14 protein-coding genes are annotated in these 14,468 nt (G+C 53.4%); 2 read left to right on the top strand and 12 right to left on the bottom strand.

Going from position 1 to position 14,468, the window contains the following annotated elements:
- Positions 1 to 95: 95 nt before the first annotated feature.
- The 8 genes from ybeD to FDX04_RS10175 all read right to left on the bottom strand — a co-directional run bounded on the left by ybeD (position 96) and on the right by FDX04_RS10175 (position 7,626).
- Positions 96 to 359 carry a DUF493 family protein YbeD gene (gene ybeD / locus FDX04_RS10210; protein ID WP_003022706.1) on the bottom strand — a complete coding sequence of 88 codons (264 nt, stop codon included), beginning with the start codon at positions 357 to 359 and terminating at the stop codon, positions 96 to 98.
- Between the two features lie 106 nt (positions 360 to 465).
- Positions 466 to 1,677, bottom strand: a complete 1,212-nt coding sequence (gene dacA, locus FDX04_RS10205) for a D-alanyl-D-alanine carboxypeptidase DacA (protein ID WP_038638745.1) — start codon at positions 1,675 to 1,677, stop codon at positions 466 to 468.
- A 142-nt stretch (positions 1,678 to 1,819) separates the two neighbouring features.
- Positions 1,820 to 2,914: an endolytic peptidoglycan transglycosylase RlpA gene (gene rlpA, locus FDX04_RS10200; RefSeq protein WP_137360497.1), complete on the bottom strand. Its 1,095-nt coding sequence runs from the start codon at positions 2,912 to 2,914 to the stop codon at positions 1,820 to 1,822.
- A 10-nt stretch (positions 2,915 to 2,924) separates the two neighbouring features.
- Positions 2,925 to 4,037 carry a peptidoglycan glycosyltransferase MrdB gene (gene mrdB, locus FDX04_RS10195; protein WP_006685529.1) on the bottom strand — a complete coding sequence of 371 codons (1,113 nt, stop codon included), beginning with the start codon at positions 4,035 to 4,037 and terminating at the stop codon, positions 2,925 to 2,927.
- Positions 4,038 to 4,039: 2 nt separating this feature from the next.
- On the bottom strand, positions 4,040 to 5,941 hold the full coding sequence (gene mrdA / locus FDX04_RS10190; RefSeq protein WP_006685528.1) for a peptidoglycan DD-transpeptidase MrdA: 1,902 nt from the start codon (positions 5,939 to 5,941) through the stop codon (positions 4,040 to 4,042).
- Positions 5,942 to 5,971: 30 nt separating this feature from the next.
- Positions 5,972 to 6,439 carry a 23S rRNA (pseudouridine(1915)-N(3))-methyltransferase RlmH gene (gene rlmH / locus FDX04_RS10185; RefSeq protein WP_115614971.1) on the bottom strand — a complete coding sequence of 156 codons (468 nt, stop codon included), beginning with the start codon at positions 6,437 to 6,439 and terminating at the stop codon, positions 5,972 to 5,974.
- Positions 6,440 to 6,442: 3 nt separating this feature from the next.
- The gene (rsfS, locus tag FDX04_RS10180) at positions 6,443 to 6,760 is read right to left on the bottom strand and encodes a ribosome silencing factor (RefSeq protein ID WP_003022728.1); all 318 of its coding nucleotides are present in this window, start codon (positions 6,758 to 6,760) and stop codon (positions 6,443 to 6,445) included.
- A gap of 254 nt (positions 6,761 to 7,014) precedes the next feature.
- A complete protein-coding gene (locus tag FDX04_RS10175) occupies positions 7,015 to 7,626 on the bottom strand; it encodes an adenosylcobalamin/alpha-ribazole phosphatase (protein ID WP_042309809.1) in 612 nt (203 codons plus the stop codon).
- 96 nt (positions 7,627 to 7,722) lie between these two features.
- On the opposite strand from FDX04_RS10175, the gene cobD reads away from it, so the two are divergent.
- A complete protein-coding gene (gene cobD, locus FDX04_RS10170) occupies positions 7,723 to 8,817 on the top strand; it encodes a threonine-phosphate decarboxylase CobD (RefSeq protein WP_137360498.1) in 1,095 nt (364 codons plus the stop codon).
- On the opposite strand, the gene nadD is transcribed toward cobD, so the two are convergent.
- The 4 genes from nadD to leuS are packed head-to-tail and all read right to left on the bottom strand — an operon-like array spanning position 8,792 to position 13,656.
- Positions 8,792 to 9,433, bottom strand: coding sequence for a nicotinate-nucleotide adenylyltransferase (gene nadD / locus FDX04_RS10165; protein WP_137360499.1), 642 nt, complete (start codon positions 9,431 to 9,433; stop codon positions 8,792 to 8,794). The genes cobD and nadD overlap by 26 nt on opposite strands.
- Before the next feature lies 1 nt (position 9,434).
- On the bottom strand, positions 9,435 to 10,466 hold the full coding sequence (holA, locus tag FDX04_RS10160) for a DNA polymerase III subunit delta (protein ID WP_137360500.1): 1,032 nt from the start codon (positions 10,464 to 10,466) through the stop codon (positions 9,435 to 9,437).
- Positions 10,466 to 11,059: an LPS assembly lipoprotein LptE gene (gene lptE / locus FDX04_RS10155; RefSeq protein ID WP_137360501.1), complete on the bottom strand. Its 594-nt coding sequence runs from the start codon at positions 11,057 to 11,059 to the stop codon at positions 10,466 to 10,468. Before lptE ends, holA begins: the two co-directional genes overlap by 1 nt.
- A 14-nt stretch (positions 11,060 to 11,073) precedes the next feature.
- On the bottom strand, positions 11,074 to 13,656 hold the full coding sequence (gene leuS / locus FDX04_RS10150; protein ID WP_094301018.1) for a leucine--tRNA ligase: 2,583 nt from the start codon (positions 13,654 to 13,656) through the stop codon (positions 11,074 to 11,076).
- A 235-nt stretch (positions 13,657 to 13,891) separates the two neighbouring features.
- Between leuS and FDX04_RS10145 the strand changes: the two genes are divergently transcribed.
- Positions 13,892 to 14,374: a zinc ribbon-containing protein gene (locus tag FDX04_RS10145; protein ID WP_137360502.1), complete on the top strand. Its 483-nt coding sequence runs from the start codon at positions 13,892 to 13,894 to the stop codon at positions 14,372 to 14,374.
- The last annotated feature ends 94 nt before the right edge of the window (positions 14,375 to 14,468 follow it).

Below are 14,468 nucleotides of genomic sequence, written 5' to 3'. Positions count from 1 at the left end.
TACTCACACAGAGTAGAGAATGTTAAAGAGGGGAAAAGTATATCACAGGAGGAAGAGGTTACCCGAGCGGGGATGCAGCGGGTAACCGACAGGTTTTACAGCACCATGCGTACGATATCGATATTACCTAATTCTTCGTACAGCGTTTCAACCTGCTCAATGTGCGTAGCAGTGATGGTGATAGAGACCGAGTGGTAGTTGCCTTTGCTGCTCGGTTTTACCGTCGGAGAGTAATCACCTGGCGCATGGCGCTGTACCACTTCAACCACCTGATCAACCAGCTCAGGCAACGCCTGCCCCATTACTTTGTAAGTAAATGGAGTAGGGAATTCAAGCAGTTCGTTAAGTTTGGTTTTCATGTCAGCTCCGGCGTTACATCAAAAAATAATAACTCCCACAGCGCGTGGGAGTTATCTGGATACCTAGTATATGGGGACGTAAATCACACTTTCAAGTGTTCGATTTTTAGCCAAACCAGTGGTGGAACATTAATTTAATGTAATCAATGATTTTCCCAAAGAAGTTGCCTTCCGGGATTTCCTGCAGCACGACCAGTGGGCGCTGCTCGATGGTTTTGCCATCAAGCTGGAAGTTGATGGTACCGACAACCTGATTTTTCTGCAGCGGCGCGTGCAGTTCAGTGGTGTTCAGCACATAACTTGCTTTCAGATCTTTCATACGGCCGCGCGGAATGGTCAGGTAGACATCCTTATCGACACCTAACGATGCGCGATCGGTGTTACCAAACCAGGCGGGTTCTGAGGCAAATTCTTTACCCACTTTCAGCGGGTTGACGGTTTCGAAGAAACGGAAGCCCCAGGTCAGCAGTTTTTTGCTTTCGGTTTCGCGACCTTTATAGGTGCGGCCACCCATTACGGCGGAGATCAGACGCATCTGGCCTTCGGTTGCGGATGCAACAAGGTTATAGCCAGCTTTATCGGTGTGACCGGTTTTGATACCGTCAACATTCAGGCTGTTATCCCACAGCAGACCGTTACGGTTTAACTGACGAATGCCGTTAAAGGTGAACTCTTTTTCTTTATAGATAGAGTATTCATTAGGCACATCGCGAATCAGCGCCTGACCAATCATCGCCATATCGCGGGCTGAACTGTACTGACCGTCAGCATCAAGACCATGAACGGTCTGGAAGTGGGTGTTTTTCAGACCCAGCGCGTTCACATAGCTGTTCATCAGGCCGACGAAAGCATCCTGGCTACCGGCAGCGAAGTCAGCCATCGCCACACATGCGTCGTTCCCGGACTGCAGGTTAATACCACGGATCAACTGAGAGACAGGAACCTGCATGCCTGGCTTGAGGAACATCAGCGATGAACCTTTAAAGACCGGGTTACCCGTAGCCCATGCGTCATTGCCGACGGTGACCAGATCGGTTTCTTTGAACTTCCCGGCTTTCATCGCCTGGCCGATGACGTAGCTGGTCATCATTTTGGTCAGGCTGGCGGGGTCGCGGCGAGTGTCAGCATTCTGTTCTGCCAGAACTTTACCTGAGTTGTAATCAATCAGGATATACGACTCCGCATCGATCTGCGGAACGCCGGGGATCATGGTTTTAATATTCAGGTCATCGGCATGGGCAGCAGAGAGAGTAGCTGCGCAGAGAGCCGCGGTGAGCGCCATACGCTGCACGAAACGAGCGGAAAAAGTGGTCTTCATGGTCTGAACTACGACGTCCGTGATGAAATTAAAAAAAGTGCCCTACTATAGCAAATGCATAACGGGCAGGCATCTGACTTTCCGCGTGACTTTGTTAATGTCATTTACGGAAATTGACAATTCAGATACCCGGTTTACGTTATTACATGCCGGTGATGAAGGACTGTAATTGCGCCTCGGATTGAAGACGCTGCTGCAATGAGGAGGCTTCAGTTTTGCTGGCGAATGGCCCCATCTGAATACGCCATACCGCGCCGTTTTGCACTACCCGTCCTGGGACGCCAAACTGCTGACTTAAGCGCTTTTGATACTGCTGCGCTCGGGTTTGATCGCTAACGGCACCGACCTGAACGACATAGCGTCCGTTGGTCGCAGCGGTTGGCGCGGCAACGGTCGCTGGCGCTGATACCGGGGCAGTTGATGCTGCGGGTGCGGCGGTTACAGGCTGTGGCGCAGGCGCGGGTTCACTGCCTTCAAGCACACCAGCAGCAAGCGTTGTCGGTGCGCCGAGGAAACCACTGCTGTTGACCGGCGCACCGCTGGCATCTTCGCTTTTCAGCGTGGAATTGCTGATAGGGCGGATGTCATTTTGCGGCTGGCCCGCATCCGGTGCGGAAGACATAGTGCCACCACCGCTTAAATCAGGGCGAGCGGGCAGGGCATAGGTTTGTTTCGCCACGGTCGTACAGGCCATACCCGGTCCAGATAATGAACCATCCTGAGCGACGATGATCGGGTCGATACGCACTTTGGTGTTGTTAGACGTGTTCAGTCGATCGGCGGCGGCACGTGAAAGTGAAATTACGCGATCGTTGCCATAAGGGCCGCGATCGTTAATGCGCACGACGATCATCCTGCCGTTTGCCAGGTTGGTGATTCTGGCATAGCTTGGGATCGGCAGCGTCGGGTGCGCAGCGGTCAACTGCATTGGATCAAACGCTTCACCAGACGCGGTTAAATTGCTTCCAGGCTCCGCATCATAAATAGCGGCAAGCCCGGCCTGACTAAAGCGGGAGGGATCCTGGACTATTTTGTAGCTCTTACCATCACGCTGGTAGTCCTGATTCGCCGTTGGGTTCAGGGGTTCAAAGCGCGGATCGGCCCCGCTGATTTCAACAATCGGACCATTACACACCGCAGGCTGCGGCGCGACAGCAACCTGTTGCTGACCATCATCATTCGAACACGCCGCGAGCATTCCTGCTGCGATGCAGATACCAAGCCACTGCTTACGCATTGCGTACCCCTTACACGCTTTTCGACAACATTTTTCTATGGGTGTGGATCGACATAACAATCCCGAACCCGGCCATCAGCACGATCAGTGCTGAGCCTCCGTAACTGACCAGTGGGAGTGGAACCCCAACCACAGGGAGAATACCGCTCACCATACCAATATTTACGAAGACATAAACGAATAATATCAACATTAAACCACCCGCCATGACGCGGCCAAAGGTGGTTTGTGCGCGAGCCGCGATCCACAACCCGCGCATAATCAGCAAAATGTACAGCGTCAGCAAAATCAAGATTCCCACCAGACCCAGTTCTTCCGCTAAGACGGCGAAGATAAAGTCAGTGTGGCGTTCGGGTAAAAACTCAAGTTGCGACTGCGTACCGTGCAGCCAGCCTTTACCGCGTAATCCGCCGGAACCAATAGCAATTTTAGACTGAATAATGTGATAGCCCGCGCCCAGCGGATCGGTTTCAGGGTCGAGTAACATCATGACGCGCTGACGCTGGTAGTCATGCATCAGGAAGAACCACAGTATCGGAATAAACGCGGCGACCAAAACGACTGCCACACCGATTAAGCGCCAGCTCAAACCAGAAAGGAACAGGACAAACAGGCCAGAAAGGGCAACCAGAATTGAGGTGCCGAGGTCAGGCTGAGCGGCAACCAGCAGCGTGGGCATAAAAATCAGCACCAGCGCAATCGCGGTATTTTTTAGCGATGGCGGGCAGACGTCGCGGTTGATGAAGCGTGCGACCATCAGCGGCACGGCAATCTTGGCGATTTCAGAAGGCTGAAAGCGCACGATCCCCAAATCCAACCAGCGCTGGGCGCCTTTGGAAATAGCGCCGAAGGCATCAACTGCCACCAACAGAATGATGCAGAAGATATAGAGATAGGGCGCCCAACCTTCATAAACCCTGGGCGGAATTTGCGCCATCACCACCATGATGACCAGACCCATCGCGATCTGGCCGACCTTACGCTCCATCATGCCAATATCCTGGCCGCTGGCGCTCCAGATGACCAGCGAGCTGTAGACCAGCAGAGCCAGCAAAATAAGCAACATGGTGGGATCGATGTGGATTTTGTCCCAAAATGTTTTTTTGTTCGGATTATCCGTCACGATTATTGGTCCTCAGCTGCTGCAACCGCTGGGTTTTCCGCAGGCAGATTGGTGTTGTTGTCGCCCAACATAATGTGGTCAAGGATCTGGCGCATAATCGTCCCTACAGCCGGACCCGCACCGCCGTTTTCAAGGATCATGGCGACAGCGACCTGGGGTTTATCGTAAGGTGCGAAGGCCGTCATTAACTTGTGGTCACGTAAACGTTCGGCGATTTTATGCGCGTTATAGGTTTCATTAGCTTTCAGGCCAAAGACCTGTGCGGTACCGGATTTCGCCGCAATTTTGTATGGCGCGCCAGCGAAATATTTATGTGCAGTCCCGTTAGGGCGGTTAGCGACGCCGTACATACCGTCTTTGGCGATTTCCCAGTAACCGGAATGAATATCGCCAACGGGCGGTTCGTGCGGCTGCACCCATGGGACTTGCTTGCCGTTTTCTGCCGTGCTCATCAGCAGATGCGGGACTTTTACCAAACCGTCGTTGATAAGGATCATCAGCGCTTTACTCATCTGGATAGGGGTTGCCGTCCAGTAACCCTGACCGATGCCGACCGGAATGGTATCACCCTGGTACCATGGCTTTTTAAACCGTTTTTGCTTCCATTCTCGGGTTGGCATGTTTCCGGAACGTTCTTCGGCAAGATCGATGCCCGTATATTGACCGTAGCCAAACTTGCTCATCCACTCGGAAAGCCGGTCTATCCCCATATCATAGGCGATTTGATAGAAAAACGTATCCGCGGACTCTTCCAGAGAGCGGGTGATGTTCAGGTGGCCGTGACCCCACTTTTTCCAGTCGCGGTAACGTTTCTCAGAGCCGGGTAACTGCCACCAGCCCGGATCGAACAGACCGGTATTGCGAGTGATGACGCCTGCGCTTAACGCAGAAACCGCAACGTAAGGCTTAACCGTCGACGCTGGAGGATAAACGCCTTGCGTGGCGCGGTTAACCAATGGGGTATTCGGGTCATTGAGCAACCCGGAATAATCTTTACTAGAGATGCCATCCACAAACAGGTTGGGGTCGTAGCTTGGCATGGAGACCAGCGCCAGAACGCCACCGGTACGCGGGTCGGTGACCACCACGGCGGCGCGGCTCCCCGCCAACAGCGTTTCAATATACTGCTGGAGCTTCAAATCCAGCGTGAGATAAATATCATGCCCGGCCTGCGGCGCGACCTCTTTAAGCTGACGAATGACACGACCGCGGTTGTTGACTTCAACTTCTTCATAGCCGGTCTGTCCATGCAGCACGTCTTCATAATAGCGTTCAATACCGAGCTTACCGATATCGTGCGTCGCCGCGTAGTTAGCCAGTTTGCCGTCTTTGTCCAGGCGGTCCACGTCTTTATCGTTGATCTTCGATACGTAGCCAATCACGTGGGTCAGGGCGGAACCGTAAGGGTAGTAGCGGCGTTTATAGCCTTTGACTTCAACGCCAGGAAAGCGATATTGATTAACGGCAAACCGTGCGACCTGAACTTCCGTCAGGTTGGTTTTTACCGGAATAGAGGTGAAGCGGTGTGAACGGGCGCGCTCTTTTTTAAACGCGGCAATATCGTCGTCCGTCAGATCTACGACGTTGCGCAGCGCGTCGAGCGTATCCTGAATGTTGTCTACCTTCTCCGGCATCATTTCAATCTGATAAATGGTGCGGTTAAGGGCAAGCGGAATTCCGTTGCGGTCATAGATAATGCCGCGACTGGGAGGAATAGGTACCAGTTTAATGCGGTTCTCGTTCGAACGTGTCTGATAATCAGTAAAACGAACGATTTGCAGATTATACAGGTTGGCGATCAGCACGCCGGTCAGCAGCAAAATCCCCAAAAAAGCGACCAGCGCCCGGCGCACAAACAGCGCGGACTCAGCCGAATAGTCGCGAAAAGAATTCTGTAGTTTCATCCGCTGCTTAATCTACTCAAGAATCAATGATCACTCACGGTGATAAGGATGGTTGGTGGTAATGCTCCACGCCCTGTACAGACTCTCCGCTACCAGAACCCGAACAAGAGGGTGAGGAAGGGTTAACGCAGAGAGTGACCAGCTTTGTTCCGCCGCTGCTTTACAAGTGGGAGAAAGACCTTCCGGCCCGCCGATCAGCAGACTGACGTCGCGGCCGTCCAGTTTCCAGCGCTCCAGTTCGGTCGCCAGCTGCGGCGTGTCCCAGGGTTTGCCCGGAATATCAAGGGTGACGATGCGGTTCTTGCCTGCGGCGGCCAGCATCTGCTCACCCTCTTTGTCGAGAATGCGTTTAATGTCCGCGTTCTTGCCGCGTTTTCCTGCCGGGATTTCGATCAGCTCAAAGGGCATATCTTTCGGAAACCGACGCAGATACTCGGTAAATCCGGTTTGTACCCAGTCAGGCATTTTCGTACCCACAGCGACAAGTTGCAGCTTCACGCATTAACTCCAGAGTTTTTCCAGTTCGTACAGGCGACGGCTTTCTTCCTGCATCACGTGGACAATCACATCGCCGAGGTCAACGACGATCCAGTCAGCGACGTTCTCGCCTTCCACGCCGAGCGGCAGCAGGCCGGCAGTGCGGGACTCCTGAACAACGTGATCTGCGATGGACATAACGTGACGGCTGGACGTGCCAGTGCAGATAATCATGCAATCAGTGATGCTGGATTTGCCCTGAACGTCTAAGGCGATGATGTCTTGACCTTTCAGGTCATCAATTTTGTCGATTACAAAATCCTGGAGTGCTTTACCCTGCAAGTGTTCCCCCTGGGTGAAAAGAGTTAAAAACGTCTGTTAGTATACCTGAACCAGAGGCGATATCGGGACAAATGTCTCCGAAAGCGCTTTTGAAGTGCGCTATCATCCCACCCCACGCCACAGAATGCATCGCCATTTTTGTAAAACAATTTCTGCAAAGCTCTGAAAGGCGGGAAAAGTCAGGTTGCGGAGGATAACAGCCTGTCAGGGGGTGTCAATGGGAGAGAGGCCCTTCGGCAGAAAAAACCGCGCATTCACTCCCCGTCATGCCATACGGCCCGGCTGTTAAGCACTTTCAGTACCGCGAAATCGTCACATAAATCTATCGCGCTCCAGCAGCCTTGTTCGACGCGGAAATGCCACATTGCCGCAGCCGGCATGGACAGCAGGCGGGCAATCAACACGCTCAGCACGCCCTGATGACTCACCACCAGCAGGTTTTGACTCGCTTTATAATCGGCAAGCTGGGCAATGAAGCGTTCAACCCGCTGAGAAAATGCCTGAAAGCCTTCGCCATTTGTTGGCGTTGCGTTCTGCCAGTCGTTACACCATAAGGCGTAATTTTCAGCGTCTTCACGTGCTAAATCGCGATGGTGGCGCATTTCCCAGTCACCAAAAAACATCTCATTCAGCTCAGGCATAATACGTACCGGGAGGTCGCGATCGCCTAAGATCAACCGGGTTGTATGGCGGGCGCGTTCGAGTTCGCTGCAAAGCACGTTGTCAACGGGAAGATTATGTAACAACTTGCCCACTGTTTGCGCCTGTGCGATCCCCCGCTCCGTTAGCGCAGTGGGAGCGTGGCCGCTGTATAATCCGGCGACATTGGCGTCGGTTTCGCCATGCCGTACTAACCAGAGTCTCATGTTTTCCTCGTGAAGCTATTCGCACAAAATATGATGTTTGCCCTGATTGCGCAGAGTTTTTTCACTAAAATACCCTTTTTTACGTGGAGCGGCACGATGTCTTTATTGAAGAGCGCGCATGGTGGTAATATCCGAGAAGCCGCCGAATTGTTGGGTATCTCGCCTGAACAATTGCTGGATTTTAGCGCGAATATTAACCCGCTGGGTATGCCAGCAAGTTTAAAACGCGCGATTATCGACAATCTGGACTGCGCGGAGCGTTACCCGGATGTCGATTACGCTCAGTTGCATACGGCGCTGGCGGATCATCATCAGATTCCGGCCTCGTGGATCCTGGCCGGAAACGGTGAGACCGAGTCTATTTTTACCCTGGTGCATGGCCTTAAGCCACGCCATGCGATGATTGTCACGCCCGGATTTGCGGAATATCGTCGGGCGTTGCAATGGGGGGACTGCACGATTCATGAATTTGCGCTGCGTGAAGAGGATGGCTGGCAGCTTACCGAGGCCATCCTCGATGCGTTAACCCCAGAACTGGACTGCCTGTTTCTCTGTACGCCCAACAATCCCACCGGGCTACTGCCCGATAACCGCCTGTTGCACGAGATCGCCGCCCGTTGTGAGCGGCTTGGGATTGCGTTGATCCTTGATGAGGCATTTATTGATTTTATTGCCGGTGAGCCGGGGTTTATCCCGCTGCTGCACGGGAATCCACATATTTGGGTGCTGCGCTCGCTGACGAAATTCTATGCGATACCGGGATTGCGTCTGGGGTATCTGGTCAACAGTAACCAGCACGCCGTTGCACAGATGCGTAGACAACAAATGCCGTGGTCAATTAATGCGTTTGCTGCCCTTGCAGGCGAGATTATTTTACGCGATAGCGCCTATCAGCAGGCGACGTGGAAATGGCTGGAGCAAGAGGGCGCGCGGTTTGATCAACAGTTGCAAGCACTGTCCGGCCTGACGGTGTATCCCGGCCGGGCTAATTATCGTTTATTACGCTGCGATCGGGCGGATGTTGATCTGCAACGCGCCATGCTCGAACAACATGTTTTGATCCGCAGTTGCGCCAACTATCCGGGGCTGGATACGCGCTATTATCGGGTAGCCGTTCGCAGCATGGAAGAGAATAACCGACTGCTGGCGGCATTACGTAAGGCGCTTAGCGATACAGCCCTTGTTGATTGATATAGTCAAGCACTGCGCCTGGTAGTAAGTCGTCGCACGGCTCGCCTTTTTCCAGGCGCTCGCGGATCAGCGTGGCGGAAATGTTAAACCACGGCGTTTCGGCCAGGTAAATTTTCCCGCAGGGCAGGTTGTGCAGGTCTTCCGGCGAATGGGTCAGATGATCCTCCAGCCACTGCTGGTGCTTTTCCTGCGCCATTTCGAGGGGATAGCCTGGACGTCGGCACACAATGAGATGCGTGTTACCCAGAATCGTGTGGTAGTCATGCCAGGACGGAAAGGTAAGCAGCGAGTCCTGACCAATAATAAACGCTAACGGCACTTCCGGACCTTGCTCTTCGCGCCATTCTTGTAGCGTTTGCGCGGTGTAGGAAGCTGTATCGCGTTTGAGTTCGCGTTCATCCAGAGAAAACAGCGGCTTATCGGCAATGGCCAGCTCAACCATGCGCTTACGTTGTTCGCCGGATGCTTCGGGTTGCGCGCGATGTGGCGGCACGTTATTGGGCATGATGATGACCCGGGAAAGGCCAATCAGATTCGCCAGAATTTCAACCGGTTTAAGATGACCATAATGCACCGGATCAAAGGTGCCGCCGAACAGAGCCTGCAATGATTTCATATCAACCATCAATAAAAACATCGGCCAGCGATTTATGGCAGAGCAAAAGGGAAAGTCCCTCAAGTTCCGCCCACACTGACTGACCATAGTCTTGTTTAAGCGTAATTTCCGTACGTGTTAACAGCGTCACCGCCTGACGCAGCTGTTCCGGATGTAGCCGGTTAAGCGCATCGCCCATCATGCCACGGCGATTTTGCCACACACGATGTTTATCAAACAACGTGCGCAAGGGCGTATGGGCCGATTGCCGTTTCAGATTGACCAGTAGCAGCAATTCGCGCTGTATCGTACGCAGTAAAATAACCGGCTCGCTGCCTTCAAGGCGTAACTGTTGCAGGATGTGCAGCGCGCGTTTGCTTTTGCCCATCAGCAACGCATCCACCCAGTGGAATGGCGTAAAGTGCGCGGCATCGTTAACGGCTTTCTCCACGCGAGGCAGCGTGAGTTTGCCATCAGGCCACAGTAATGCTAGCCGCTCAAGTGCTTGCGCCAGAGCTAACAGGTTACCTTCATAGCAATAGCACAATAGCTGATTGGCGGCGTCATCCAGTTGCAGGTTGTTAATTTTCGCTCTCGCGGCAACCCAGCGTGGAAGCTGTGCTTGTTCCGGTGTCTGGCAGCTAACCTGAACCGCGTTATTTGCCAGCCCGGTATACCATGCGCCGTTTTCCTGCGCCTTAGTCAGTTTGTTGCCGCGAACAATCAGCAGCAAATCGTCATGCAGCAGAGTGACGAGCGACGTGAGTTGTTCGTTAATGGCGGCATTGGGGCCATTTTCAGGCAACTGCAAAAGCAGAGTTTGACGACTGGCAAACAAGCTCATCGCCTGGCAGAGTGAAAATATTTCTCCCCAGTCGGTGCTGGTGTCCAGAGTAAAAGCGTGGTGTTCTTCGAATCCTTGCGTTGCGGCAGCCAGACGGATGGCATCCTGGCTTTCCTGCAATAAGAGGGGATCGTTGCCCAGTAGTAAATACGCCGCGCGCAGCCCTTCATTGAGCTGTGCGCGGAGTTGTTCAGGGTACAGCTTGAGCATCAGTTACCCAGCGTGGTGGAAACACGCGCCGGAGATGACGCTGGCGCTGCGGCTGGCGTCGCTGCTTGCTCAGCATCGGCACTGGATGACCGAGTATCGGCCAGATGAACGCTTGGCAGCTTACGAATCAACTGTTCCGCCGCTTTGTCGTACATCTCTTTGATGATCATGTCCTGCTCGTTATCCTTCGCCAGTGCAGCCTGAGAGTTATCAAAGAACGAACGATAAACTTTGGCGCTGATGGGGTAGATATCGTGTCCTGGAATCAGCACGGTAGCTCTTACGGACATTATCATCTGGTATTCAGCCGTTTGACCGTTCTGGAATACCGACGCCGTATCCTTTGAGAGACTCACTCCTCCCAGCCGTAAGGACGTCACATCTTTACGCATTGAACCATCTTCAAGCAGCGTAACGCCGTTCAGACGCAGTTGATTACGCACCGCGCGGCTTAACGGGCCATTCGGATCGCCAGAGTTCAGGATCATGGTTTGCATTGAGGGTGGAACCTGCGTAGTACTACGCAGGTGCCAACCACACCCGGCGGTGACCAGCACCGCCAGAGATAACAACAATGTTGTCAGAAGTCGCACGCTTCCTCCCGCGCTTAGCCAACGACCAGATTGAGGAGTTTACCCGGTACATAAATCACTTTACGTACGGTAACGCCATCAAGATATTTTGCTACCAGATGCTCCTGGCCAGCACGTTCACGAACCTGTTCTTCGGTGGCGTTTACCGGAACGGTGATTTTGCCACGTACTTTACCGTTAACCTGAACGACAACCAGCGTTGAGTCTTCAACCATAGCGCTTTCGTCAGCTACCGGCCACGGTGCGTTATCGATATCGCCTTCGCCTTTCAGCGCCTGCCACAGGGTGAAGCAAACGTGTGGGGTGAACGGGTTAAGCATACGCACAACGGCCAGCAACGCTTCCTGCATCAGGGCACGGTCCTGCTCGTCTTCCTGCGGCGCTTTCGCCAGCTTGTTCATCAGCTCCATAATCGCCGCAATTGCGGTGTTGAAGGTCTGACGACGACCGATATCATCGGTGACTTTAGCGATAGTTTTGTGCACGTCGCGGCGCAGCGCTTTTTGATCTTCGCTCAGAGCATCAACGTTCAGGGCAGCAACATCACCTTTGGAAGTATGTTCGTAAACCAGTTTCCAGACACGTTTCAGGAAGCGGTTAGCTCCTTCAACGCCGGATTCCTGCCATTCCAGGGTCATGTCAGCCGGAGAGGCGAACATCATAAACAGACGCACGGTGTCCGCACCGTAACGTTCAACCATCACCTGCGGGTCGATGCCGTTGTTTTTGGACTTGGACATCTTGCTCATGCCGGTATACACCAGTTCATGACCTTCGGCGTCCTTCGCCTTCACGATACGACCTTTTTCGTCGCGTTCAACGATGGCATCAACCGGAGAAACCCAGTTACGCTCGCCGTTGGCACCCACGTAATAGAACGCATCTGCCAGCACCATGCCTTGACACAGCAGCTGTTTAGCCGGTTCGTCAGAGTTCACCATGCCCGCGTCGCGCATCAGCTTATGGAAGAAGCGGAAGTAGAGCAGGTGCATGATGGCGTGTTCGATACCGCCAATGTAGATATCAACTGGCAGCCAGTAGTTAGCGGCTTCTGGATCCAACATGCCTTCGTTGTACTGCGGGCAGGTATAACGCGCGTAGTACCAGGAGGATTCCATAAAGGTATCGAAGGTGTCGGTTTCACGCAGCGCAGGCATGCCGTTAATGGTGGTTTTCGCCCACTCAGGATCGGCTTTGATCGGGCTGGTGATGCCATCCATGACCACATCTTCCGGCAGAATAACCGGCAGCTGATCTTCAGGCGTTGGCAGTACAGTACCGTCTTCCAGCGTCACCATCGGAATCGGCGCGCCCCAGTAACGCTGACGGGAAACGCCCCAGTCGCGCAGACGATAGTTAACTTTACGCTCACCCACGCCTTTTGCGACCAGCTTGTCAGCAATGGCGTTGAAGGCAGCTTCGAAGTCGAGGCCATCGAACTCACCGGAGTTAAACAGCACGCCTTTTTCGGTCAGAGCTTGTTCCGACAGATCCGGCTCTGCGCCTTCGGCGGTCAGAATGACCGGCTTGATGGTCAGGCCATATTTGGTGGCAAATTCGTAGTCGCGCTGATCGTGACCCGGAACGGCCATCACTGCGCCTGTGCCGTATTCCATCAGGACAAAGTTTGCCGCCCAAACCGGGATTTCTTCGCCAGTCAGCGGGTGAACCGCTTTAAAGCCAGTGTCGACGCCTTTCTTCTCCATGGTCGCCATTTCGGCTTCAGCAACCTTGGTGTTACGGCATTCGTCAATGAAGGCGGCCAGTTCAGGGTTGTTCGCGGCAGCTTTCTGCGCCAGCGGATGACCTGCGGCAACGGCCAGGTAGGTCGCCCCCATAAAGGTGTCCGGGCGGGTGGTATAGACGGTCAGCGTGTTGTCGTAACCGTTCACGTCGAAGGTGATTTCCACACCTTCAGAACGGCCGATCCAGTTGCGCTGCATAGTCTTAACGGTGTCTGGCCAGTGATCCAGGTTATCCAGATCGCGCAGCAGTTCGTCAGCGTAAGCGGTGATTTTAATAAACCACTGCGGGATCTCTTTACGCTCAACTTTGGTATCGCAACGCCAGCAGCAGCCGTCGATAACCTGCTCGTTGGCGAGAACGGTCTGATCGTTCGGGCACCAGTTGACCGCAGAGGTTTTCTTATACACCAGGCCTTTTTTGTACAGCTCGGTGAAGAACTTCTGTTCCCAACGGTAGTACTCCGGGGTGCAGGTCGCCAGCTCGCGGCTCCAGTCATAACCAAAGCCCAGCATTTTGAGCTGGTTTTTCATGTAGGCGATGTTGTCGTACGTCCACGGTGCCGGAGCGGTGTTGTTTTTCACCGCAGCGCCTTCCGCAGGCAGACCGAACGCATCCCAGCCAATGGGCTGCAGTACGTTTTTGCCAAGCATACGCTGGTAGCGGGCGATTACGTCACCGATGGTGTAGTTACGTACGTGGCCCATGTGTAGTCGACCAGAAGGATAGGGAAGCATAGACAGGCAGTAATACTTCTCTTTGCTCTCGTCTTCGGTCACTTCAAATGTGCGCTTCTCATCCCAGTGAAGCTGTACTTTGGATTCTATCTCTTCCGGGCGGTATTGCTCTTGCATGGCAGCCAGTGGTCCTGTTTTCAATACAGCTACAAACGTAGCTCTAGATGTGGTGTTTCAGATCCGCATAGCATAGCCCAAACGCCCGCGCCAAAACAGCCTTTCGCGCATTCAGCGTTGAATTCCCGCAAGGATAATTCTTGCACGAATTTACACACTCTGTGGACAGTCTTGCAAAGCGTAGCGTAAATAACGTCTATTATTATAGACAGTTAACGACCCAGGAGGTGAAGTGATGAACAAGGTTGCTCAATATTACCGTGAACTGGTGGCTTCACTGAGCGAACGCCTGCGTAACGGCGAACGCGATATTGATGCGCTGGTGGAGCAGGCGCGTCAGCGAGTTATGCAGACCGGGGAGTTAACGCGAACCGAGGTGGAAGAGGTCATTCGGGCCGTTAGACGCGACTTAGAAGAGTTTGCGTTGAGTTATGAAGAGAGTCTCGATGAGGAGACGGACAGCGTCTTTATGCGGGTTATCAAAGAGAGTATCTGGCAAGAACTGGCCGATATTACCGATAAAACGCAGCTCGAATGGCGCGAAGTCTTTCAGGATCTCAGCCATCATGGGGTTTATCACAGCGGCGAGGTGGTTGGCCTGGGCAATCTGGTCTGCGAGAAGTGCCACTTCCATTTAGCGGTATACACCCCGGATGTACTGCCGCTGTGCCCGAAATGCGGGCACGATCAGTTCCAGCGCAGGCCGTTTGAGCCTTAATGATTAGACGTGCCAAACGTCATTTGTAGGCCTGATAAGATGTGTCAGCATCGCCATCAGGCAATATGCCGGATGGTGGCGCAAGCGCCTTATC

The organism is Citrobacter sp. wls615, assembly GCF_005281355.1.
GTDB classification, from domain to species: domain Bacteria; phylum Pseudomonadota; class Gammaproteobacteria; order Enterobacterales; family Enterobacteriaceae; genus Citrobacter; species Citrobacter werkmanii.
The sequence above is the reverse complement of the archived record's forward strand: the minus strand, read 5'-3'. Positions and strand labels throughout refer to the sequence as shown.